The sequence below is a fragment of the Pseudomonas sp. NPDC078416 genome (assembly GCF_050268485.1).
Lineage (GTDB): Bacteria > Pseudomonadota > Gammaproteobacteria > Pseudomonadales > Pseudomonadaceae > Aquipseudomonas.
In genome coordinates this window covers 1-22637 of the sequence record NZ_JBNNGV010000035.1, presented here as the reverse complement: position 1 = coordinate 22637, position 22637 = coordinate 1, and the positions used below count along the sequence as shown (strand labels likewise).

The window sequence follows — 22637 nt, the reverse complement described above, 5'->3', positions numbered from 1 at the left end:
CGATTCGTGCAATAACACCCCCGAGAACATTATCCGCCCATCTCAATAACATCGGCGGATTCTCCCATGCTTCAGTCTTTAACTCCTTTGCGCTATCCCCTCGCCGCGTTGACCCTGGTGGTCATCAGCGCGTGCGGCCGGACGCCTGAAGCGACGGTTGCGCCGGCGGCGGCGAAAGTCAACGTGGCCAAGGTGATCGAGCAACCGGTCAACGAGTGGGACGAAGTCACCGCCCGCCTCGAATCGCCGGAAACCGTTCAGGTGCGCCCACGTGTTTCCGGCCAGATCGATTCGGTTGCGTTCACTGACGGTGAGCTGGTCAAGAAAGGCGACCTGCTGTTCCAGATCGACCCGCGCCCGTTTGAAGCGGAAGTGCATCGTCTGGAAGCGCAACTGCAGCAGTCCAAGGCCGCGGCCCAGCGCAGCACCAACGAAGCCCAGCGCGGCGAACGCCTGCGCACCAACAACGCGATCTCCGCCGAACTCGCCGATTCGCGCACCACCACCGCCCAGGAATCCAAAGCCGCCGTTGCCGCCATCCAGGCGCAGCTTGATCTGGCGCGCCTGAACCTGAGCTTCACCCGCGTCACTGCGCCGATCACCGGCCGCGTCAGCCGCGCCGAAATCACCGCCGGCAACATCGTCACCGCCGACCAGAGCATCCTCACCAGCCTGGTCTCGACCGACAAGGTCTACGCCTACTTCGACGCCGACGAGCGCGTGTTCCTCAAGTACAACCAGCTGGCTCGCGACGGCAAACGTGGCGCGACCACGCCGGTGTACATGGGCCTGTCCAACGAAGCCGAAAACCCGCACCTGGGTCAGATGAACTTCGTCGACAACCAGGTCAATCCGCGCACCGGCACCATCCGTGGCCGCGCCGTGTTCGACAACAGCAAGGGCGAATACACCCCGGGCCTGTACGCACGCCTGAAGCTGGTCGGCAGCGGCACCTATTCGGCGATGCTGATCAAGGACGAAGCGGTCGGCACCGACCTGGGCAAGAAATTCGTGCTGGTGGTCGACAAGGACAACAAGGCGATCTACCGCAGCGTCGAGCTGGGGCCGAAGCTTGAGGGCTTGCGCATCGTGCGCAGCGGCTTGGGCAAAGATGACCGCATCGTCGTCACCGGTCTGCAGCGCGTGCGCCCGGGCTCTCCGGTCGACCCGCAGGACACGCCGATGGCCAGCGCCGAAACACTCACCGCACTGCAACAACAACGCCAGGCGCTCGAAGCCAGCAACCAACCCAAGGCCCAGCCGAAGCTGGACGCCAAGGTGGCTGCTTCCGCCACGCCACGCGGTTAAGGGACACACACGATGAATTTCTCCAAGTTCTTTATCACGCGACCGATCTTCGCGGCGGTGCTCTCGCTGCTGATCCTGATCGCCGGCGCGATCTCGCTGTTCCAGCTGCCGATCAGTGAATACCCGGAAGTCGTGCCGCCGACCGTTGTCGTGCGCGCCAACTTCCCCGGCGCCAACCCTAAAGTGATCGGCGAAACCGTCGCCGCGCCACTGGAACAGGCGATCACCGGCGTCGAGAACATGCTCTACATGTCCTCCCAGGCCACGGCCGACGGCAAGCTGACCCTGACCATCACCTTCGCGTTGGGGACCAACCTCGACACCGCTCAAGTGCAAGTGCAGAACCGGGTCACCCGGACCGAGCCCAAGCTGCCGGAAGAAGTGACGCGTATCGGTATCACCGTGGACAAGGCTTCGCCTGACCTGACGATGGTGGTCCACTTGACCTCGCCGGATCAGCGCTACGACATGCTGTACCTGTCCAACTACGCGGTCCTCAACATCAAGGATGAGCTGGCGCGCCTGAACGGCGTCGGCGACGTGCAGCTGTTCGGCATGGGCGACTACTCGCTGCGTGTCTGGCTCGACCCGAACAAAACCGCTTCGCGCAACATCACCGCGACCGACGTGGTCAACGCCATTCGCGAGCAAAACCGTCAGGTGGCCGCCGGTCAACTGGGCGCACCGCCCTCCCCGAGCGCCACCAGCTTCCAGATGTCGATCAACACCCAGGGCCGTCTGGTCTCTGAAGAAGAGTTCGAAAACATCATCGTTCGCGCCGGCGACAACGGAGAAATCACCCGGGTCAAAGACATCGCTCGCGTCGAACTGGGCTCCAGCCAGTACGCCTTGCGTTCGTTGCTGAACAACCAGCCGGCGGTGGCGATCCCGATCTTCCAGCGCCCGGGCTCCAACGCCATCGACATTTCCAACGAAGTGCGCGGCGAAATGGAACTGCTGAAGAAAAACTTCCCGGAAGGCATGGACTACAGCATCGTCTATGACCCGACGATCTTCGTGCGCGGCTCGATCGAGGCGGTGGTTCACACTCTGTTCGAAGCGCTGATCCTTGTCGTACTCGTGGTGATTCTGTTCCTGCAGACCTGGCGCGCTTCGATCATCCCGCTGGCTGCGGTGCCGGTTTCGCTGATCGGTACCTTCGCGGTCATGCACCTGTTCGGCTTCTCGCTGAACGCGCTGTCGCTGTTCGGGTTAGTACTGGCGATCGGTATCGTCGTGGACGACGCCATCGTGGTAGTGGAGAACGTCGAGCGGAACATCGAGTTGGGCCATGAACCGATGGAGGCCACGCAGATCGCCATGCGTGAAGTGACCGGCCCGATCATCGCCACGGCCCTGGTGCTGTGTGCGGTGTTCATTCCGGCGGCGTTCATCTCCGGCCTGACCGGGCAATTCTATAAACAGTTTGCGTTGACGATTGCCATCTCGACGGTGATCTCGGCCTTCAACTCCCTGACCCTGTCACCTGCCTTGGCGGCCGTGCTGCTGCGCGCTCACGATGCACCGAAGGATGGCTTCTCGCGCTTCCTCGACAAGCTGTTTGGCGCCTGGCTGTTCCGGCCGTTCAACCGCTTTTTCGTCAAGGCCAGTAACGGTTATGTGAGCACGGTGGGTCGGGTGATTCGCGTCAGCGGTGTGGCACTGGTGGTGTACGCCGGCCTGATCGTCATGACCTGGCTGGGTTTCTCCACCACGCCGACCGGTTTCGTGCCGGCGCAGGATAAACAGTACCTGGTCGCCTTCGCGCAATTGCCGGACGCCGCGAGCCTGGACCGTACCGAAGACGTGATCAAGCGCATGTCTGACATCGCGCTGAAGCAACCGGGCGTTGAAAGCGCCGTGGCCTTCCCGGGCCTGTCGATCAACGGTTTCACCAACAGCCCGAACTCCGGCATCGTCTTCGTCACGCTCAAGCCCTTCGAAGATCGCACGGCAGCCGACCAGTCGGCCGGTGCCATCGCGGGCGCCCTCAACGGCAAATATGCGGGCATTCAGGAAGCCTACATGGCGATCTTCCCGCCGCCGCCGGTACAAGGCCTGGGCACCATTGGCGGTTTCCGTCTGCAGATCGAAGACCGTGGCAACCTGGGTTACGACGAGCTGTACAAAGAGACGATGAACATCATTGGCAAGAGCCGCAGCGTGCCGGAACTGGCTGCGCTGTTCACCAGCTACACGGTGAACGTGCCCCAGGTCGATGCCGCCATCGACCGCGAAAAGGCCAAGACCCTCGGTGTGCCGATCAGCGACATCTTCGACACCCTGCAGGTCTACCTGGGCTCGCTGTACGCCAACGACTTCAACCGTTTCGGCCGGACTTATCAGGTCAACGTGCAGGCTGAGCAGCAGTTCCGTCAGGACGCTGAACAGATCGGTCAGCTGAAAGTGCGCAACAACCGTGGCGAGATGATCCCGCTGGCGACGCTGTTGAAAGTCACCAACACCTCGGGCCCGGACCGCGTCATGCACTACAACGGCTTCATCACCGCCGAGATCAACGGCGCGGCGGGTCCAGGTTTCAGCTCGGGTCAGGCGCAGGTGGCGATGGAAAAACTGCTCAAGGAAGAACTGCCCAACGGCATGACCTACGAGTGGACCGACCTGACCTACCAACAGATCCTGTCGGGCAACACCGCGTTGCTGGTCTTCCCGCTCTGCGTATTGCTGGCATTCCTGGTACTGGCTGCGCTGTATGAAAGCTGGAGCCTGCCGCTGGCGGTGATCCTGATCGTACCGATGACCCTGCTGTCGGCCATTGCCGGTGTGATCATTGCCGGGAGCGACAACAACATCTTCACCCAGATCGGCCTGATCGTACTGGTGGGCCTGGCGTGCAAGAACGCCATTCTGATCGTCGAGTTCGCCAAGGATGAGCAGGACAAGGGCAAGACCCCGCTGGAGGCTGTGCTTGAAGCCTGCCGCCTGCGTCTGCGGCCGATCCTGATGACCTCCTTCGCGTTCATCATGGGTGTGGTTCCGCTGGTGCTGTCCAGCGGCGCCGGTGCCGAGATGCGTCATGCCATGGGCGTGGCGGTGTTCTCCGGGATGCTCGGTGTGACCTTCTTCGGTCTGCTGTTGACGCCGGTCTTCTATGTACTGATCCGTAACTACGTTGGACGCAAAGAGGCTCGCAAGGCGGCCAAGGCACAACGCATTCAGACCACCGCCCCGGAGGCTCATTGATGAAGGCTGCAAAACTCTTCCTGCCGAGCCTGTTGGTGCTGGCGCTGGCGGCCTGCGCCGTCGGCCCGGACTACAAGAAGCCGGAAACGGCGGCGGCCAACATCCAGGCCGCCACCCAGCGCGCCTATGACCGCAGCCACATCGAGACCATCTGGTGGCAGCAATTCGACGACCCGACCCTGAACAAACTGGTCGCCGAATCGCTGCAGGGCAACCGCGAGTTGCGCGTCGCCTTCGCCCGTCTGAAGGCGTCCCGTGCGATTCGGGACGACATCAGCAACGACGCCATGCCGGTGGTCACCAGCCGTGCCAGCAGCCAGATTGGCCGCGCTCAGGTGCCGGGTGAAACCGAGCACCGGGTCAATCAGGAACGTTATGACCTGGGCCTGGACATGGCGTGGGAGCTGGACCTGTTCGGCCGCATTCAGCGCGAACTGGAAGCCAGCGACGCCGATCAACAAGCTGCCGAGGCCAACCTCTATCAGCTGCAGGTGACGATGATCGCCGAGCTGGTCGACGCCTATGGCCAGCTGCGTGGCGCCCAACTGCGCGAAAACATCGCCCGGGACAACCTGAAAAACCAGCAGGACTCCCGCCGGGTGACCGCCCAGTTGCGTGACGAAGGCGTGGGCAACGAACTCGACGTGGTCCGTTCCGACGCGCGTCTGGCGGCGGTGGAAGCCACCATTCCGCAGCTTCAGGCCGAACAGGTACGTGAACGCAACCGCATCGCCACCCTGCTCGGCGAACGTCCGGACGCCATGACTGTGACCCTCGCCCCGGCCAAACTGCCGGCGATCTCCAAGGCCCTGCCGATCGGTGATCCGACCAAACTGCTGGAAAACCGTCCGGACGTGCGCAGCGCCGAGCGGCAACTGGCGGCGCAGACCGCACGCATCGGCGTGCAGACGGCCGACCTGTTTCCACGGGTCAGCCTAAGCGGTTTCCTGGGCTTCACGGCCAGCCGCGGTTCGCAGATCGGTTCCGGCGCGGCTCAAGCGTGGGGCCTCGGCCCGAGCATCACCTGGGCGGCGTTTGACCTGGGCAGCGTGAGGGCGCGGATTCGCGGCGCCAACGCCGATGCCGAAGGCGCGCTGGCCAATTACGAGCAGCAAGTGCTGCTGGCCCTGGAAGAAACCGAAAACGCGTTCAGCGACTACGACAAGCGTCAGCAGCGTCTGGTGTCACTGGTGCGGCAGAGTGAAGCCAGCCGTTCGGCGGCCAATCTGGCGAACATCCAGTACCGCGAAGGCACGGCAGACTTCCTCGTCCTGCTGGACGCCGAACGTGAGCGTCTAGCCGCTGAAGACAGCCAGGCCCAGGCCGAGATCGATCTGTACCGCGGCATCGTCGCCATCTACAAAGCCCTGGGCGGTGGCTGGCAGCCAAACGCCTGAGGTGACGGGATGAACGGCGGGATCGTTTGACCGGCGGCAGATCTGCAGCGCTGATCGACCGCCACGATCTGCCCCTCTCGAAGGCCCCGAACCCACAAAGTTCGGGGCTTTTTTCTGGCCCGTTGATAAACACCGAGGGAGCGCCCGAGGAAGTCACCCATCCCCGCAGCGTTTGACACCCGGCGGTCTCTCCCCGAAGCTGCTGCACACGCACACACGGAAACCGATATGTCTGAATCGTCTTCCCGGCGCACACCCGCCCAGCTCAAGGCTCGACGCCGCTGGCAGGTGGTCATTGCGCTGGCGCTGTTGCTGCTGATCATCGCCATGGCGATGCTGGTGCGAAACTGGCACGCGCCGCCGGCCGCACCGCAGGTCAATCACAGCTACGCCGAAGCACTGGAGCAGGCCCATGGCGGCAAGCCCGGCGCCGCGCGGGTGCTGTATCAGCAATTCAGTCGCACCGACCTGTCGGATATTCGTCGCGCAGGCTTGCTCGCCGAGCTGGTCAACTACCCGGGCCCGCAGGCCCTGAAAATTCTACGCGGCGATCTCACGCGCCCTGCTCCGCTGGTGCAGCAGGCAGCCATCCAAACGGTGACGTCCATGCTGCCGGAAGAACAACGCAGCATGCTGATCGGCCCGCTGCTGGACGATCCCGACGATGAGGTGCGCTTCAGCGCGGTGCGGGCTCTGCTGCCGTTGAGCCCGGATGAAGTGGGCCTGTACTACGGCGCGTTGCAGGAAGTCGCTCAGCAATATGAACAGGCGCTGACCGCCCAGCCGCCTAGCGCGCAACGCCAGCTCGCGCTCTCGCGGCTCTACGTCAACAACGGCACCCCGAAAAAGGCGATCGATGCCCTGGAACTGGCCGCACAATTGGAACCGGACAACCTGGAGACCGGATTGGCGCTGGTGCAGTTGCTCGACCGCCAGGGCCAGGCCGACCGCTCGCGCCAGTTGCTCGCCCAGTGGCTGGAGAAACAGCCGCAGTCGGCGCTGGCGCAACACGCACTTGGCCAGTGGCTGCTGCGTCATAAACAGAACGAATACGCCCTGCTCCCGCTGACCCGGGCCATCGAGCTGGAACCGGACAACACCGGTTACCGGTACGACCTCGCCGTCGCCCTTCACGATCTTGATCAGTTGGAAGCGGCGCAGCGTCAGCTGGAGGACATCCTGCAGCGCGAACCCGCCGACCGCCGCGCGAGAATTCTGCTGATCCGTTACTGGACAGAGACCGGGCAGCTGCAAAAAGTGCAGGTGCTGCTGGCTGAACTGGAGCAGCTCAACGCAGATGATCCTGCCCTGCAGCAAGGGCTCTAGGCCGGCACAGTTTCCATTAGCGCTAAAGTATAAGAAATGACTTACAACGTTTAGCGCCTATTATTTTTTTCTTGTCAGACCCGCTTATCGTCGCCGAGATGTTTTACCTGACAATGAGTCATCCGCTATTTTACAACGCGGAAAAAACGTGCATTATTTACTCGCGCCACAACTGCACTACCCCGTCTTGATACCTTCGTTCATTTCCATGAAGTTAGTGTCGACGGCTGACCCTGATGTCAAGGGCAGGTAGAAAGTGGCGAGTCCAACAGCAGCAGACCCGGATGCGCGTCTATTTGCTTGCATCGTTGCTTGTATTGAGCTGACAACAGCCATTAATTGCCGGAGTATCATTTTGTCCAGACTTGCCGAGTTTCGCGCAGCAGAAAAAGCCCTTCAGGAGCAGCTGGCCCAGCTGGAGTATCTGAAGAACGACGCCGGACTGAAGAAGGAAATCGAGTTCGAGCAGCAGCTCCAGGCCCTGATGAGCACGTACGACAAGACCTTGCGCGATATCATCGCCATCCTCGACCCACACTCGAGTGCGTCCAACGCAACGCCAGCGGCCCCGAAACGCCGCCGCCCGCGGGTCGTCAAGGTCTATCAGAATCCCCACACCGGCGAAGTCATCGAGACCAAGGGCGGCAACCATCGCGGTTTGAAAAACTGGAAAATACAATACGGCGCTGAAACCGTTGATTCCTGGTTGCGCGGCCGTTAGTCCTCTGTTCTCTGCAACAGTGTCCTGCAACATTGAGAGGAAGCTCTGCTCGCGGAGCTGCTGCGCAAGTGCAGGGGTATGGCAATGAAACAAGTAGTTTAAACGCGGATGATTTCGACCGATGTCTTACGGATTTTAAATAATGGGTGGGGGTGCAACGTCTGCGTTTAATATTCAACCTGACAATTAGCTGAACAGATTCGCAATAGTGGGGTATATCGCTTTCAATGCACCGGTGGCTTATAGCATGCTCAACCCTCAAGCTTCTTCGGCCTGATTATCCCTTCACACAGGTTTGGGAAAGGGTGAAAGCTGGCTATGAGCCTTCATACACCCTGAGATGAAATTTCTCTCTGCGGCCGAATGGCCAGTGAGCTTCACATTTTTTTCACACCGGGTTGTAGAGGATGGAGGCTACTAAAGGATTAGTGCCCCAATGCCCGCTTCGGCGGGCTTCTTTATGCCTGCGATTTGTGTAAACCCCGCCTCCACCTACGGCGCCGATCCCAGGCGCAAGCCATTTCTGATCTGCAACACCTCGTCTTTATGGGCCGCGTAGCCTTGCGCCGAGCCGGCGTACGACAACGACCACGCCAATTCCGGACTCGCCGCCGCCACCAGCGTCTGGGTCATGACGTGATTGCCGTTCTGGGTGATGGTGCACGTGGTTTCCATGGCAGGGATGTCGCTCAGCGTGCTGTCCTTCATCCGCGTACAGACGCTCTGAAAGCCGCCTCGGGCGAAATTGACCTGCACCGCCTTGCGCATTTCCAGCAGCACGCTCTGCACGTTGACCGAATGACCGGGCTGCAGCTGCGTCTGGGTCAGTTCAACCACCATGGCCGGATCACCGTTCTGATCGTTTTTAACCGCCCGCTGTCGTATTTGCACGGCGGGCTGACCTTCGCTCGCCGGCGGCTGGGGCAGCGCTTCAACTTCCCAGCCTTCGGGCCAGATGATCATGGCGTCGGCCGAAGACGCGACGCCCGGAATCATCAGCACGAAACAGAAAGCAACGCGGGCGCATGAGCGCAATGAGAGATGCATGGGCGGTACCTGAATGTCGAGCCGCGAAGTGTGAGCCGGTCATTCCTTGCCCACAAGCCGAAAGCAGCGCTTTATGCGCCTTCGGTTTGGCGCATTGCCCATGAGCCCGTATCATTACGCAACATTTTAGCGTTAACCCGGAGACAACCATGAGTCTGCACGACCTGAACACTTTCCCCGGCGTCACGGCCACCCCGGACGCTTCGACCGCACAATTCGTGTTCAACCACACCATGTTGCGGGTCAAGGACGCCACCGCTTCCCTGGACTTCTACACCCGCGTGCTGGGTTTCAGCCTGGTGGAGAAGCGTGACTTCCCGGAAGCGGAATTCAGCCTGTACTTCCTGGCGCTGGTGGATAAAGCACAGATCCCGCAGGACGACGCCGCGCGCAACGTATGGATGAAGGGCATCCCTGGCGTACTCGAACTGACCCATAACCACGGTACCGAAAAAGACCCTGAGTTTTCTTACCACAACGGCAACGCCGACCCACGCGGCTTCGGTCACATCTGCATCTCGGTGCCTGATGTAAAGGCTGCCTGCGCGCGCTTTGAGGCGCTGGGCGTGGACTTCCAGAAACGCCTGACCGACGGCCGCATGAAAAGCCTGGCGTTCATCAAGGACCCGGATGGCTACTGGGTGGAAATCATCCAGCCGACGCCGGTAACGGGCGATTAATCTCGCTCGATCACCAGGACCGGCCGTGATCGGGACAGGACCGGCAGGACCCGGACCGTGGGACCGGCTTTGACGTCGTCTGCAGGACCGGCTTTAGCCGGGAAGGCGTCAGGCGTCACGCCGCAAAAGTGTGGGTGTTCATGCGGGCCCCTTCCCGGCTGAAGCCGGTCCCACTAAAAGCAGTGCGTGCATCCAGCGATGACCTCGACCGTAGGACCGGCTTTAGCCGGGAAGACGTCAGGCGTCAGGCCGCTTCTATCACCTGATCCGTATCAGCCAGATCCGCAAAAACCTGCGCGTTCGACGGTTCGGGGGTGAATGTCAGCGCGATGTTCTGGCACTGCTGTTTAAGCTGCTGCAGCTTCAGCGGCCGGCTCAGGAAATAGCCCTGGGCTTCTTCGCAGCCGAACTCACGCACCAGGCTCATGCAGCGAAAGGTCTCGACGCCTTCCGCCACGGTGCGATAGCCCAACTCGCTGGCCAGATGCAGCACGGACCGGGCGATGATGCGATTGCGCGGATTAGTCTCTAGGTCCGTGACCAGGGATTTGTCCAGCTTGAGGATGTTGGCCGGGATTTCGTGCAGGTAGGCAAAGTTGCTGTAGCCCGCGCCGAAATCATCGATGGCCACGTCAACGCCCAGCTCGCGGATGCGGGTGAGCTGAGCAATGACGCGCTTGTCCGCTCGAATCCATTCGCCTTCGGTGATCTCGACTTCCAGCCGAGCCGGTTTGACGCCGTGCCGGTCGCAGGCGCTCTGCAGCGTCAAAGCGATGTCCAGATCGGCGAAGTCCAGCGGCGACAGGTTGAGCGAGAGACGCACCTCTTCGTCGATCCAGCCGCTGAGGTCGCTCAGCGCCCGATCAATGACCCATCGGGTCACCGTGCTGATCCTGCCGGCGCTCTCGATCAACGGAATGAATTCGCTTGGCCAGATCTTGCCCAGCATCGGATGGGTCCAGCGAATCAACGCCTCGACGCTGAGCAGACGGCCATCCTGCAGGCTGAAACGCGGCTGGTACTCCAGATAGATGTCGCCACTGACCAACGACCCGGCGAGTTCGTTGAGCAGGGTCAAGGCGCGCCGCTGGGCGCAATCCTCCGCTTCGTCATACGCCGCCCACGGCACCTGTCGATAAACCGCCCTCCCCGCCGCGTGAGTCGCTTTGCCCATGAGCGCAGCGGCGGAGTTCAGTCCGTCGTCACAGCACGCCAGCCCCACGGCAATCTGCTGATGAGTAAAAGGCTCGGTGATCAGCGCCAACAGCATGCGAACCAGATCGTCCCGGCGAGGCCGGTCGCAGGTCATCTGCACACAGAAATCCTGGTCGCTGACGTGATACAGCTCGGCGATGCCATCCAGACGGCGATGCAAGCAGTTGGCCATGTCGCGGCGTGCCTGCTGTGCATCCAGGTTGCTGGTCACGCTGACATCCGCAGCGCTCGCCACCGGCTGGGTGCGGATGACCACCATGACTCTCACCTGGCTTGCGGTCACCTCAACGCCCTGGGTATCTAGCAGGAACTGCTGCAAGTTGGGCAGGCGGCTGACAGGGTGGCGGTAGCGCATCGCCTGGCACTGTTCGACCTGGGCCATGACCAGTTGCGCAAAATCTTCGAGCACAGCCACTTCGTCAGGCTGCAGCGTGCGCGGGACTGAGTCGATCAGGCAAAAGCTGCCGAGTACATCGCCGTGCTGATTGCACAAAGGCGCCCCGGCGTAGAAACGGATGCCATCAGGTCGGGTGACCAGCGCGTTGTCGGCGAAGCGCAGGTCCAGCGTGGCGTCATTGACCACCATGACGCCGGAATTCTGAATGGTGTAGCGGCAGAACGACTGCTCGATGGGCGTCTGATTCGCGTCGAAACCTACCCGACCGGGGAACCACTGGCGGTCTTTTTCCACCAGCGAGACCAGCACCGTCGGCACGCGAAAGTGCGCAGCAGCCAGGCGACAGAGGCGGTCGAAATCCTCACTGTGTGCGGTTTCCAGCCATTGCAAAGCGTGAACCGCGGACAGGCGCTTCTGCTCAGTTTCCAGCGAACAGTTCATGGCATGTGCCCTCGGTTCTGAAAATACGGGTTGAATGATATCTCATGGCCACTACTCATCGCACGTCATTACCACACGATCATGACGGAAGGTCGGTATCTACGATCAGAGGCAAAAAGAGAGTTCGGCCGAGCCGAGAAAAGTGATATCACAAAGACATCACTTAATCGCTTCAGTTCCAAAGTTATACAAATATATTCTGTTGTAAAACTTTTTATAAAGTTAATACGATCGGGGCCGACAGATGGATCAGAGTGACGCGCAGTTAGCCCTGACGCTTCCCGCAAAACGTCGCCAACACCACTGAACCCCGAGAAAAAGGACCGTTCTCACCGACAAAAACCCAATTGCCCCGTTTCGGGGTTGTGAGAGCTGCATGAATATTCTTGCCCCTGCCGTGTACCTGACCAACCGCCTGCGCTTTCCCGCCAAGTTTGCACTCCTGGCCATCATCGTTCTGCTGCCCTTGACCCTGCTGGGTGCGCGTCTGCTGCATCAGCTTAACGCCAGCATCGACAACATAACTGCCGAGCAAGTGGGTCAGCGCTACCTGATGGACGTCACCCCCGTGCTGCGCCTTTCGATGCTGCAACGGGCGTTGACCAACCGCCTGCTCAGCGGGGATCAAACAGCCCAGCCTGACCTCGCGGCCAACCAGGCCAAACTGCAGGAAGCCTTCACCACACTGGAAAGCACCGACCGCCAGTTCACCGTCGAGCTGGAAACCGGCGACCGCGTGCAGCGCCTGCGTTCCGTGGCCGACGGGCTGATCAGCCAGATTAAAACCGGGGCCGATCAGGCGAGCATGTTTGACGGGTGGAGTGACCAACTGACCCAGACGCTGAATTTCGTCTACTACGTTTCCGCCACCTCCGGGATGGCCCTCGACGAAGACTACGCGTCGCTGTTCCTTATCGATCAAAGCACGCTGCGGCTGCCGCGACAGATTAATATCGTCGGCCAGTTGCGCGGCCTTGCCAGCGGCCTGCACGAAGGCCAGCCGCTGACAGATGCCACCCGTGGGACGCTCAAATCGCTGCTCAAGCAAGAAGCCCAGATTCGCCAGGAGCTACTGCAGAGTCTGAGCCTGCTGCGCCGCAAAGAGCCGACCCTTGCCGATCGCATCCAGTCCCCTGTCACCAGCGGGCTCTCGAGCCTGGATGGTTTTCGCAATGACATGGAAACGCTGATCGCCTCACCGCAAAACACCATCAGCGGCATGCAGGGGCTGCCGGCCAAAGGCAACGCCGTGGTCGCCGAGCTGTACAAGGCGCAGGACGCCTTGCAGGCGGCACTGTCTGCGGTGCTGGAGCAACGGGTTCAGGACAAGTCGGCAGAACGCGCCGCCATGCTGGCCATGTTCGCCATCGCCGGCCTGCTGCTGATCTATGCCTTCAGCGGGATCTACAGCGCCATGCGTCGGGCCATGGAAGACATGCTGGGCGCCACCCGCCGCATCGCCCAGGGCGATCTCACCGCACGGGTCAACGTCGCCGGCAAAGACGAAATGGCCGACATTGGCACCGGCTTGAATCACATGGTCCAGGCTTTCGGTGAATCCCTCGCCCAGGTCGAGCGCAGTTCGAGCTCGGTGTCAGACGCCGCAACCCGCCTGAGTGCATCCATCGACCGCGCCAAAGTGTCGATGAACGCCCAGCAGGGTGAAACCGAACAGGTCGCCACGGCGATCAACGAAATGACCGCCAGCGTTGCCGACGTCGCCCAGAACACCGAAGGTGCGGCGCGTGCAGCGGAACAGGCCAGCCAGGCATCGGGCAAAGGCCTGGGCGTCATGCAGCAGACCCGCCAGACCATCGAGGCGCTGGCCGGCGAAGTCGACCTCAGCGCGCAAAAGGTTGCGGCCCTCGCGCTGCACAGTCAGGAAATCGGCGGGGTCATTGAAGTGATCCGCAACATCGCCGACCAGACCAACCTGCTCGCCCTCAACGCTGCTATCGAAGCCGCCCGCGCCGGCGAGCAAGGCCGTGGCTTTGCCGTGGTGGCGGATGAAGTGCGAACCCTGGCTTCCCGTACGCAGAACTCCACCGCCGAAATCCAGCGGATCATCCAGCAATTGCAACTGGCGACCACCGCTGCCGTGGAGCAGATGAAAGCGGGCAAGGACCGGGCGCAGGATTGCCTGACATCGGCCGATCAAACGTCCTCGAGCCTGAACGCGATCAACGAAGGCGTGGAATCGATCGTTGGCATGAATACCCAGATTGCCAGCGCTGCCGTTCAGCAGCACGCGGTGTCCGAGGACATCAACCGCAACGTCACCGAGATCCGCAACGGCACCTTCGTGTTGATGGAAGGCATCGAGGACAATGCGGTAACGGCGGACGAACTGTCGCTGCTGGCCGGCGAACTGCGCACCGTGGTCGGTCGCTTCAAACTCTGAGGACCGGGCGCGCAGCGCAACACGCCGCGCGCCATTCATCCCTCGTTCAAGGCACCTGGGCCCCCGCCACCGCCACGTACACCGAGTACAACGACGTGTTGGCGGTGATGAACAGGCGGTTACGGCGCGGGCCGCCGAAGGTCAGGTTGGCAACCTTCTCCGGCAGGCGAATCTTGCCCAGCAAGGTGCCGTCGGCAGCGAAGCACTGGACGCCGTCGCCGGCGCTGGTCCAGACATTGCCCTGCACATCCACACGCATACCGTCCGGCACCCCCGGCTCAATCACCGCGAACACCCGTGACCGGCCCAGTTCGCGGCCATTGATGACCTCGAACGCGCGGATGTGGTGGGGCCCGTCAGGATCGTGGGAGCGACCGGAATCGGCGATGTACAAGGTCTGCCCGTCCGGGGAGAACGCCAGGCCGTTGGGTTGCACGAAGTCGTTGGCCATGCAGGCAATCTCACCGCTGTCCGGGTCGATGCGGTAGACGTGGCGGCCCGGCTGCTCTTCTTCGGCCTGATAGCCCTCGTAATCGGTGAGGATGCCGTAGCTCGGATCGGTGAACCACACCGCGCCATCGCGATGCACCACCACATCATTCGGCGAGTTCAGGCGTTTACCTTCAAACCGCTCGGCCAGCACCGTGATCGAACCGTCCGGTTCGGTGCGGGTGACGCTGCGCGTGCCGTGCTCGCAGGTGATCAGCCGGCCCAGCAGGTCGCGGGTGTTGCCGTTGGCGAAATTCGACGGGCTGCGGAACGTCGACACGCCCTGCTCCGGGGTCCAGCGCAACATGCGCTGGTTGGGGATGTCGCTCCACAACAGATAGCCGCCGTCGTTGAACCACACCGGCCCTTCGGCCCAGCGGCACTGGTCATACAGGCGCTCAAGCTGGGTGTTGGGCAGGATCAGGCGGTGGAAACGCTTGTCATGGCATTCGTAGAGGTCGTCGGACACAGGTTCGATCCTTAATTCAGGCGCGGGCATTTTTGCGTCCGCTGACAGCGGTAATCACCGCGATGATGATCAGGCCGGTGAGGATCAGCCGCACCCCGGCACTGGCGCCGAAGGTGTTGAGCATGCTCACCAGCAGGTAGAGAAACAGCGACGCGCCCCAGATGCCCGGCACGTTGGAAAACCCGCCGGCCACCGAAGTCCCGCCAATGACCACGACGGCGATCGAGGCCAGCAGGTATTCCTCACCCATGCCCAGTGAGGCACCGCCGGAGAACCCGGCCAGGGTCAGGCCGCAGAGGCTGCCGAACACCGCACACAGCACGTAGGTGGCGAAGCGCATGCGGCCAACCCGGATGCCGGCCAGTTCGGCGGCGCGGGCGTTCTGCCCGATGGCCAGGACCGAACGGCCGTAGCGGGTGCGGGTCAGCACGTAACCCATGAGCACCGCCACGACGATCACCACAATGGCCAGATACGGCACGCCGAACACGCGGCCCGTGGCGAAGGTGTAGAAACCCTCAGGTGGCGGCACCCGCACGCTGCGGCCATAGGCAATGGCCAGGGATTGCAGGATGAAGCTGGCCGACAGCGTCGCGATGATCGGCGGAATGCGCAGAAGGCGGATCAGCGCGAAATTGCCGCAGCCCACCAGCACACCGATGCCCAGCACGCCGATCACGCCCAGCCAGATGTTCGCGTCCTGGCCGTCCATGAGCTTCATGCCCAGCGCGCCACTCAAGGCGATGTTGGCCGGGATCGACAGGTCGATATTGCCAGGCCCGGTGCTGATGACGAACATCTGGCCGATGCCGACAATCGCAAAAAACGTCGAGAACGCCAGCGCCCCGGAGAGCAGCGCGCCTGCGCCCTGACCGCCGGTGAACACCAGCGTCGCTGCCCAGATCAGTAACGCCGCCAGGAATGACCACAGCCATGGCTTGCCGCGCAGCGCTGCAACAGTTGAAGTGCTCATAGCGGGCGTACCTCCAGACGATTGACCGCCGCACGCAGCGCCAGCACGAAAATCAGAATCGCGCCCTGGGCGCCGATCTGCCAGTCGGGCGAGATGCGGATGAACGACAACAGAGAACCGGCCAGCACCAGGGTCAGCGCGCCGAGCACCGCGCCCATGGGCGACACCCGCCCGCCGACGAACTCGCCGCCGCCGAGGATCACCCCGGCGATGGACAACAGGGTGTAACGCAGCGCCACGTTGGCGTCGGCCGACGTGGTCAGGCCCACCAGAAACAGCCCCGACAACACGCCGAAGCCCCCGGCCATGGCGTACATCGCCACCTTGATGCGCAGCAGCGACCAGCCAGCCTTGGCGATCGCCAGCGGATTGCCGCCGGCCCCGCGCAGCACCACGCCGACGGTGGAGCGCATCAGGAAGAAGTGCATCGCCAGCCCGAGCACGATGCAGACGATGATCGCCAGCGGAATCAGCGGCGGCTTGATTCGCACCAGCGCTTGCAGCCACTGCGGCGCCGTCCCGCCGGGCGACGGCAGCAGCAGGATCGCGCCGCCGACCCAGATGAAGGACATGCCCAGGGTGACGACAATCGACGGCAGGTTGCGGCTGTGGATCAGCGCGCCGAGCACCGCATACACGCCCACGCACCCGGCCAGGGCCAGCCAGCCGAGAAACGGGTGTTGATCGAGCAGCGTCACCGCGACGCAGGCGACGAAGCTGATGAAACTGCCCATGGACAGATCCAGATCGTTGACGCTGATGATCAGCATCTGCGCGATGGTCGCCAGGGCGATCGGCACCGCCAGGTTGAGCATCAGGTTCAGGCCCATGTAGCTCATGGCCCGGGGCTGCATGATGAAGATGGTCGCCAGCAACACCACCAGCGACACCGCCGGCAAGGCGGCCCGGAGCATGCGGGCGCGGCGTGCGGCGTTATTGCGCGCCGCGACGGGTGCGCGGGCAACGGAATTCAACGGGGCATTCATGGGGTTTCCTCGGCGAAGGAGCTGCGCAGGATGCGCTCCTCGCTCAGTTCACTGCGCGGCATGTCGAGCACGGCCTGACCGTCGCGGAAGACATACACGTGGTCGCAATAGGTCAGCTCTTCCAGTTCGGTGGTGTACCAGATGAAGGTACGGCCGCGGGCGGCCTCCTCCATCAGAATCGAATACACCTCGCGCTTGGTGCCCACATCGACGCCGCGCATGGGGTCGTCCATCAGGATGATCTGGCTGTCGGAGGCCAGCGCCCGGGCAAACAACGCTTTTTGCTGGTTGCCGCCGGACAGCGACAGGATCGGGTTGCGCATGTCCGGGGTGCGGATGCTCATGCGTTTCATCCAGTCGTCGGCCATGGTCTGCTCGGCGTCGGGATCCAGCAACAGGCCGCGCTTGAGCTGGTTGAGTGAGCCGATGGTGATGTTTTCACCGATGGACCACAGCGCGAACACGCCGTCGGTCTGGCGGTCGCCGGCGACGAAACTGGCGCCGGTGCCGTGCTTGACGCAGTCGCGCAGCACCTGGGTCAGTAACTGGCTCTGGCCGTGCCCGGCCAGCCCGGACAGGCCGACGATCTCCCCGGCAAACGCCTGCACCGTACGTCCATCCGCCTGACGCGCCGGGCGCTGTTCCACGCGCGGGCTGCCCTGCTCACGTCGGGAGGCGAAATCCTGAGTCGCCTGTTGCTGTTCGCGCGCCGTGCCGCCCATGACTTCCACCAGCGAGTCGTGGGTGAAGGCTTGCGCGGCGCGGGTTTCAACGATTCTGCCGTCACGCATCACCGCGATGCGGTCACAGGTGCCGAGCATTTCACCGAGGATATGACTGATCAGCACGATGCTGCCGCCGCCCTCGACAAACCGCCGGACATGGCGCAACAGCTGCTCGGCGACCCGGGCGTCGAGAGACGAAGTGGGCTCGTCGAGGATGATCAGATCCAGACGCTCGTCGACGTTGATGAACGCCCGGGCGATCTCCACCATTTGCCGCTTGCCGATGGACAGGTCAGCGACGATGTCATCGGCTTCGATGCCGTGGCCGGGGAAAATCTGCTCCAGCATCGCTTCGATCAGCGCACCGGCCCGACGCCGCCAGCCGAAGCCGCGCAAGGCCGGTGACATCAGTCGGGTGTTTTCTGCCACGTTGAGGTTCGGGCACAGCGACAGCTCCTGAAACACGCAGCGAATACCGTGCTGACGCGCCACTTGCACCGAATAGCCTTCGCGCAGGTCGCGGCCTTCGATCAGCAGTTGCCCGCAATCGGCGGCCAGGGTGCCGGCGAGCACTTGCATCAGGGTCGATTTGCCCGCGCCGTTGTGGCCGATCAGGCCCAGGCATTCGCCGGCGCGCACGCTCAGGTCGACGTCACTCAACGCGCGCACGGCGCCGAACGATTTGCCGGCGCCGGCGAAGGCCACCCGCACAGGTCCATTTGCGTTCATGGTCGGAATTCCTTGGCGGGCCGCAGACAGCGCGGCCCGCGGTGCTCAAATGGAAAGGCTCACAGGGAAGCGGCGGGCTTGAGCTTGGCGACGTCGTCGACGCTGTAGGTCTCGCTGACGATCCCGCCCTTGGGCAGGTCTTTCAGGCTGGCGTCGAGGGTCTGCTGAGTGACGATGACCGCTGGCGACAGCAGGTCATGGGGCATCTGCTTGCCGTCGAGCAGCTGCTGCGCGACATAGAACGCCAGGCTGGAAATGCTCGGTCCGCTGCTGATCGAGAAGCTCTGATAGCCCTGGCTGTCGCTTTGCTTTTTCCACCAGCTCAGCTCTTCTTCGCGGTTGCCGAAGATGATCGCCGGCAACGGCCGGCCAGCCGCGACAAAGGCCTGGGCAATGCCGACACCTTCGCCGCCCTGGGTCACCACGGCGTCGACTTTCGGCAGGCTGGGCAGCACGCCGGAAACGGCTTTCTGCGCCACGGTCGGTGACCAGTTGCCGTTCACTTCGCCGATCACTTTCAGGTTCGGGTGTTTCTGCGCGCCGGCGGTGATGCCGGAGTGAATGCGCTCGTCCACCGACACGCCGGCCAGGCCGCGCACTTCCAGGACGTTGCCGCCCTTGGGGAAGCGCTCGGACAGGTAATCCATCTGCTCGATGCCGGTCTGTTTGAAGTCCATGGAGATGCGGTAGGCGCAAGGCTCGGAGACCGTGCCGTCGAAGGACACGACGATGATGCCGGCATCGCAGGCCTGTTTCACCGCGCCGTTGAGCGCCGTCGGCGAAGACGCGTTGATGACGATGGCGTCATAACCCTGGAGGATCAGGTTCTGGATTTGCGCGGCTTGCTCGGTGGCCTGGTTTTCCGCCGTGGTAAAGCTGTCAGCCGACGCGATCAGGCCATCCTTGACGGCTTTGTCGGTGGTCTGCTGCCAGCTGGCGAGCATCAGTTGGCGCCAGGAGTTGCCGGCGTAATTGTTGGAGAGCGCGATTTTCTTGTCGCCCGTATCGGCGTGGGCAGCGACAGGCAGGGCCATCAGGGGCGCCACGGCCAGTGCGACACAGAGCAACGAACGACGTAGCGGATGACGACGACTTTTCATAGTTGAACCCTTGTTATTTTTATGGGGGCTGCAGGGTGGCCGACGGCGTCGGTCGCACCTTTTACGAACAGTACGCGGCGAGTCTGCACTGGCCGGTGCGGAGCGTCAGCGGTCAATCGTGCAGACCTGATGCGGGATCCCGCAAGCAACCTGCAGGATCCTGCGTTCTTTTTGCCGCACAGGGGCCATAATGACCGGGCTGCTCCGTGCTCTATCTTGAAAAGAGTTCGATTCCAACAATAAAAGCAGGTTGACGCCCATGGCACAGCGACCGCACACCCTTGCCGAAGACGTGCTGCATCATTTTCTCGGTATTTCCCGCGCCCTCGCCGGCCAGCTGGATTTCCAGTCGATGATCGACGCCGTCTCCCGGGAAATCAGCCCGATCCTGCCCCACGATCACCTCGACGTGTGCCTGTTCATCCTCGACGGCCGCGAGCACATCACCTATGAAAGCGGCGTGCACACGCTGTGGGGCGATGTCGCTCAGCCGATGCCGGTGCACACCAGTCCTATCCGGGCGGTCCTGTTGGGCGAGCAGGCGTTTCTGTTGACCCACGACGCCATGAACGACGCGCGCTTCGCCTTCCCCGGCGCCGCCAACCACCCGATTTTCGACGCCCGCTTGCGCAGCCGCCTGCACGTGCCCTTGCGCGCGCGGGGCGAAATCATTGGTGCACTGAGCTGCTCCAAACACACCGAGCATTTCTACACGCTGGATGACGTGCGCCACACCCAGCACGTCGCCGACCTTTTGGCCTCCTACGTGTACGCCCTGCGCCAGACCGAACAGGCCAAGCAACTGGCGATCGCCGAAGCCCAGGTGCGTGCCCGAGAAGAAGGTCTGCGCCAGGGCGCGCTGCGCCTGACCGAAGAACTGGAGCGTGAGCGTCAGCGGGTCGGTATGGACTTGCACGACCAGACCCTCGCCGACATGACCCGCCTGCACCGCCGCATCGCCCGCCTGCAAACCCTGCCCAGCGTGCCGGGCGAGGACTTGCGCGGCATTGCCCGCGCCCTCAAGGACAGCATGCAGGAGCTGCGGCAACTGATCGATGCGGTCAAGCCGACGGTGCTGCAGTTGTTCGGCTTCGAAGAGGGCGTTGAAGACCTGTTGCGGCGCAGCGTGCGCGACAGCGGCCTGAGCATCGAAACCCGTCTGCAGGACAGCACCGACGGCATGGGCGATCGCTTGCCGGAGTCGGTGAAGGTCGCGGTGTTCCGCATCATTCAGGAAGCGGTGAACAACGCGATCAAGCACGCGATGCCGGACAGCATCGTCATCCACATCAGCCACACGGGCGGCCTGTTGCAACTGACGATTGACGATGACGGCGTGGGGCTGGACGTCGGCAACCGGCTCAACAGCGGCGGCATTCAGAACATGCAGGTGCGCGCGCAACTGATGGCGGCACAATTGTTTATCGAACGCGGGCCCGACGAGCGAGGCACCCGGGTCAGGGTCTGCCTGCCGCTGGCTGGTCTCGCTGTTGTTGATGATGGGGCGGCTGTTTCCGGGCCTGCGCTTTTAACGGAGACGCCATGCAAGTCCTGCTGATTGAAGACGACCCGGTGCATCGGGCGTTCCTGCGCGAAGTGATCGAAGTGGCCCTGCCGGAATGCACGCGTTTGCTGGAGGCTGAAGACGGCCAGATCGGCGAGCGGTTGTTCAGCGAAAGCCCGGTGGATGCGGTGGTGATGGACTTGCAGATGCCCTGCCGCACTGGGGTCGAAGCGGCCAAGACGATTTGGCGGCAGCAGCCGGACACGTCGATTCTGTTCTGGTCGAACTACTCGGACGAGGCGTACGTGCGGGGCATCGCGCGGATCGTGCCCCAGGGCGCGGCCTACGGTTACATCCTCAAGACCGCCTCGGAAGAGCGCTTGCGTCTGGCGTTGCGGGGGCTGTTCATCGAGCAGCAGTGCGTGATCGACCGCGAGATTCGCGGCGTGCAGCTCAAAGCCCACGATCAGTTGTCCGGGTTGAGTGATGGTGAATACGAAGTGCTGCAGGACATCGCCTTGGGCCTGACCGACCGCACCATCGCCACCCGCCGCAACCTGTCGCTGCGCAGCGTGCAGAACCGGCTGCAACAGCTTTACGAAAAGCTTGGCGTCTACCAGCCCGATGCGGCCGGCGAGCGCAGCACCGCCTTCAACCTCCGCGCCCGCGCCGTGAACGTCGCCCTGCTCCGCCGCCTGCTCAACCGCACCGCGCTGGAACAGGCCGAAGCCGAACTGCAACTGTGGCTGAAAAACCCGGCGCGGCAGCGGGTTGGACGGGACTGAGAGAAGGTCAAGAGCGTCTGCCTGGGGGCAGACTGTTTCGCCTTCGGCGAGTTACTTGGAAAAGCACCCCAAGTAACCAAGGGTGCTTGCTCCTGGTTGGGCTCCTCCTTCGTCGGAGTACCCTCACTCCGGTCTCGCTCCGTGGGCCCGCGCCGAACGGACATCCATGTCCTGACGGCGCTCTCGCCGCATCCCTGCGGCTCGACCCACTCCGCAAGACCTGCGTTCAGCCTGCACCCAAGTCGCTTTTTGCGGTGACTGGACTTTTTGTGTACGAAGATCAAACGCAGATCACAAGCAGATCAAACGCTTCCCGGCTGAAGCCGGTCCCACTAGCGGTGCGCGTTGATCGTTCCCACGCTCCGCGTGGGAATGCATCCCGTGACGCTCCGCGTCACCTCCCCAGGCCTGAATGCGCGTCGTCTTCGGGACGCCGAGCGTCCGGCGCTGCGTTACCACGCGGAGCGTGGGAACGATCATGTCGGCGCCTGGGCTGGCCTCTTCCCGGCTAAAGCCGGTCCCACAAAAAGCAGCGCGTATACCCTGTGGGACCGGCTTCAGCCGGGAAGCTTTTGATCCACCTAAACGCGCTGTTGATCTTGATCTTCATACGCAGAAAGCTCAAACACCGCCAATCGCGACTTGGGTGCAGGCTGAACGCAGGTCTCGCGGAGTGGGCCGAGCGGCATGGATGCCGCGAGAGCCGCCCCCCGCCATGGATGGCGGATGGCGGCGGGCCC

At 62.7% G+C, this 22637-nt stretch carries 16 protein-coding genes; 9 read left to right on the top strand and 7 right to left on the bottom strand.

Annotated elements, in window-relative coordinates:
* The first annotated feature begins 66 nt into the window (after window positions 1-66).
* The 5 genes from mexE (at window position 67) to ACQKEN_RS22260 (ending at window position 7956) form a co-directional block, all read left to right on the top strand.
* Window positions 67-1308 carry a multidrug efflux RND transporter periplasmic adaptor subunit MexE gene (mexE, locus tag ACQKEN_RS22280; protein WP_427688818.1) on the top strand — a complete coding sequence of 414 codons (1242 nt, stop codon included), beginning with the start codon at window positions 67-69 and terminating at the stop codon, window positions 1306-1308.
* Between the two features lie 12 nt (window positions 1309-1320).
* Window positions 1321-4512, top strand: a complete 3192-nt coding sequence (locus ACQKEN_RS22275; protein WP_074889479.1) for an efflux RND transporter permease subunit — start codon at window positions 1321-1323, stop codon at window positions 4510-4512.
* Window positions 4512-5909 carry an efflux transporter outer membrane subunit gene (locus ACQKEN_RS22270; protein WP_427688816.1) on the top strand — a complete coding sequence of 466 codons (1398 nt, stop codon included), beginning with the start codon at window positions 4512-4514 and terminating at the stop codon, window positions 5907-5909. The genes ACQKEN_RS22275 and ACQKEN_RS22270 overlap by 1 nt, the downstream gene beginning before the upstream one ends.
* Before the next feature lie 228 nt (window positions 5910-6137).
* On the top strand, window positions 6138-7235 hold the full coding sequence (locus ACQKEN_RS22265; protein WP_427688814.1) for a tetratricopeptide repeat protein: 1098 nt from the start codon (window positions 6138-6140) through the stop codon (window positions 7233-7235).
* A 355-nt stretch (window positions 7236-7590) separates the two neighbouring features.
* Window positions 7591-7956 (top strand): histone-like nucleoid-structuring protein, MvaT/MvaU family, encoded by a 366-nt coding sequence (locus ACQKEN_RS22260; protein ID WP_427688812.1) that lies wholly within the window; start codon window positions 7591-7593, stop codon window positions 7954-7956.
* Window positions 7957-8448: 492 nt separating this feature from the next.
* Here the strand turns inward: ACQKEN_RS22260 and ACQKEN_RS22255 are convergent, their stop codons facing one another.
* Window positions 8449-8952 carry a DUF4946 domain-containing protein gene (locus ACQKEN_RS22255; RefSeq protein ID WP_427688852.1) on the bottom strand — a complete coding sequence of 168 codons (504 nt, stop codon included), beginning with the start codon at window positions 8950-8952 and terminating at the stop codon, window positions 8449-8451.
* Window positions 8953-9152: 200 nt separating this feature from the next.
* On the opposite strand from ACQKEN_RS22255, the gene gloA reads away from it, so the two are divergent.
* Complete coding sequence (gene gloA, locus ACQKEN_RS22250) at window positions 9153-9683, top strand: lactoylglutathione lyase (RefSeq protein ID WP_427688810.1); 531 nt, start codon at window positions 9153-9155, stop codon at window positions 9681-9683.
* A 244-nt stretch (window positions 9684-9927) separates the two neighbouring features.
* Here gloA and ACQKEN_RS22245 read toward each other — a convergent pair whose 3' ends face one another.
* Window positions 9928-11736, bottom strand: coding sequence for an EAL domain-containing protein (locus tag ACQKEN_RS22245; RefSeq protein WP_427688808.1), 1809 nt, complete (start codon window positions 11734-11736; stop codon window positions 9928-9930).
* 376 nt (window positions 11737-12112) lie between these two features.
* Here ACQKEN_RS22245 and ACQKEN_RS22240 point away from each other — a divergent pair, with 376 nt between their 5' ends.
* Window positions 12113-14137 (top strand): methyl-accepting chemotaxis protein, encoded by a 2025-nt coding sequence (locus tag ACQKEN_RS22240; RefSeq protein ID WP_427688806.1) that lies wholly within the window; start codon window positions 12113-12115, stop codon window positions 14135-14137.
* Window positions 14138-14183: 46 nt separating this feature from the next.
* Here ACQKEN_RS22240 and ACQKEN_RS22235 read toward each other — a convergent pair whose 3' ends face one another.
* The 5 genes from ACQKEN_RS22235 to ACQKEN_RS22215 are packed head-to-tail and all read right to left on the bottom strand — an operon-like array spanning window position 14184 to window position 19608.
* Complete coding sequence (locus ACQKEN_RS22235; protein WP_427688804.1) at window positions 14184-15095, bottom strand: SMP-30/gluconolactonase/LRE family protein; 912 nt, start codon at window positions 15093-15095, stop codon at window positions 14184-14186.
* Window positions 15096-15111: 16 nt separating this feature from the next.
* Window positions 15112-16068 carry an ABC transporter permease gene (locus ACQKEN_RS22230; protein WP_427688802.1) on the bottom strand — a complete coding sequence of 319 codons (957 nt, stop codon included), beginning with the start codon at window positions 16066-16068 and terminating at the stop codon, window positions 15112-15114.
* A complete protein-coding gene (locus ACQKEN_RS22225; protein ID WP_427688800.1) occupies window positions 16065-17054 on the bottom strand; it encodes an ABC transporter permease in 990 nt (329 codons plus the stop codon). The genes ACQKEN_RS22230 and ACQKEN_RS22225 overlap by 4 nt, the downstream gene beginning before the upstream one ends.
* Window positions 17051-18508, bottom strand: coding sequence for a sugar ABC transporter ATP-binding protein (locus ACQKEN_RS22220; protein ID WP_427688798.1), 1458 nt, complete (start codon window positions 18506-18508; stop codon window positions 17051-17053). The genes ACQKEN_RS22225 and ACQKEN_RS22220 overlap by 4 nt, the downstream gene beginning before the upstream one ends.
* A 59-nt stretch (window positions 18509-18567) precedes the next feature.
* Window positions 18568-19608: an ABC transporter substrate-binding protein gene (locus ACQKEN_RS22215; protein WP_427688796.1), complete on the bottom strand. Its 1041-nt coding sequence runs from the start codon at window positions 19606-19608 to the stop codon at window positions 18568-18570.
* Window positions 19609-19867: 259 nt separating this feature from the next.
* Here ACQKEN_RS22215 and ACQKEN_RS22210 point away from each other — a divergent pair, with 259 nt between their 5' ends.
* Window positions 19868-21166, top strand: coding sequence for a GAF domain-containing sensor histidine kinase (locus tag ACQKEN_RS22210; protein ID WP_427688794.1), 1299 nt, complete (start codon window positions 19868-19870; stop codon window positions 21164-21166).
* Window positions 21151-21897 (top strand): response regulator, encoded by a 747-nt coding sequence (locus ACQKEN_RS22205; RefSeq protein ID WP_427688792.1) that lies wholly within the window; start codon window positions 21151-21153, stop codon window positions 21895-21897. The genes ACQKEN_RS22210 and ACQKEN_RS22205 overlap by 16 nt, the downstream gene beginning before the upstream one ends.
* The last annotated feature ends 740 nt before the right edge of the window (window positions 21898-22637 follow it).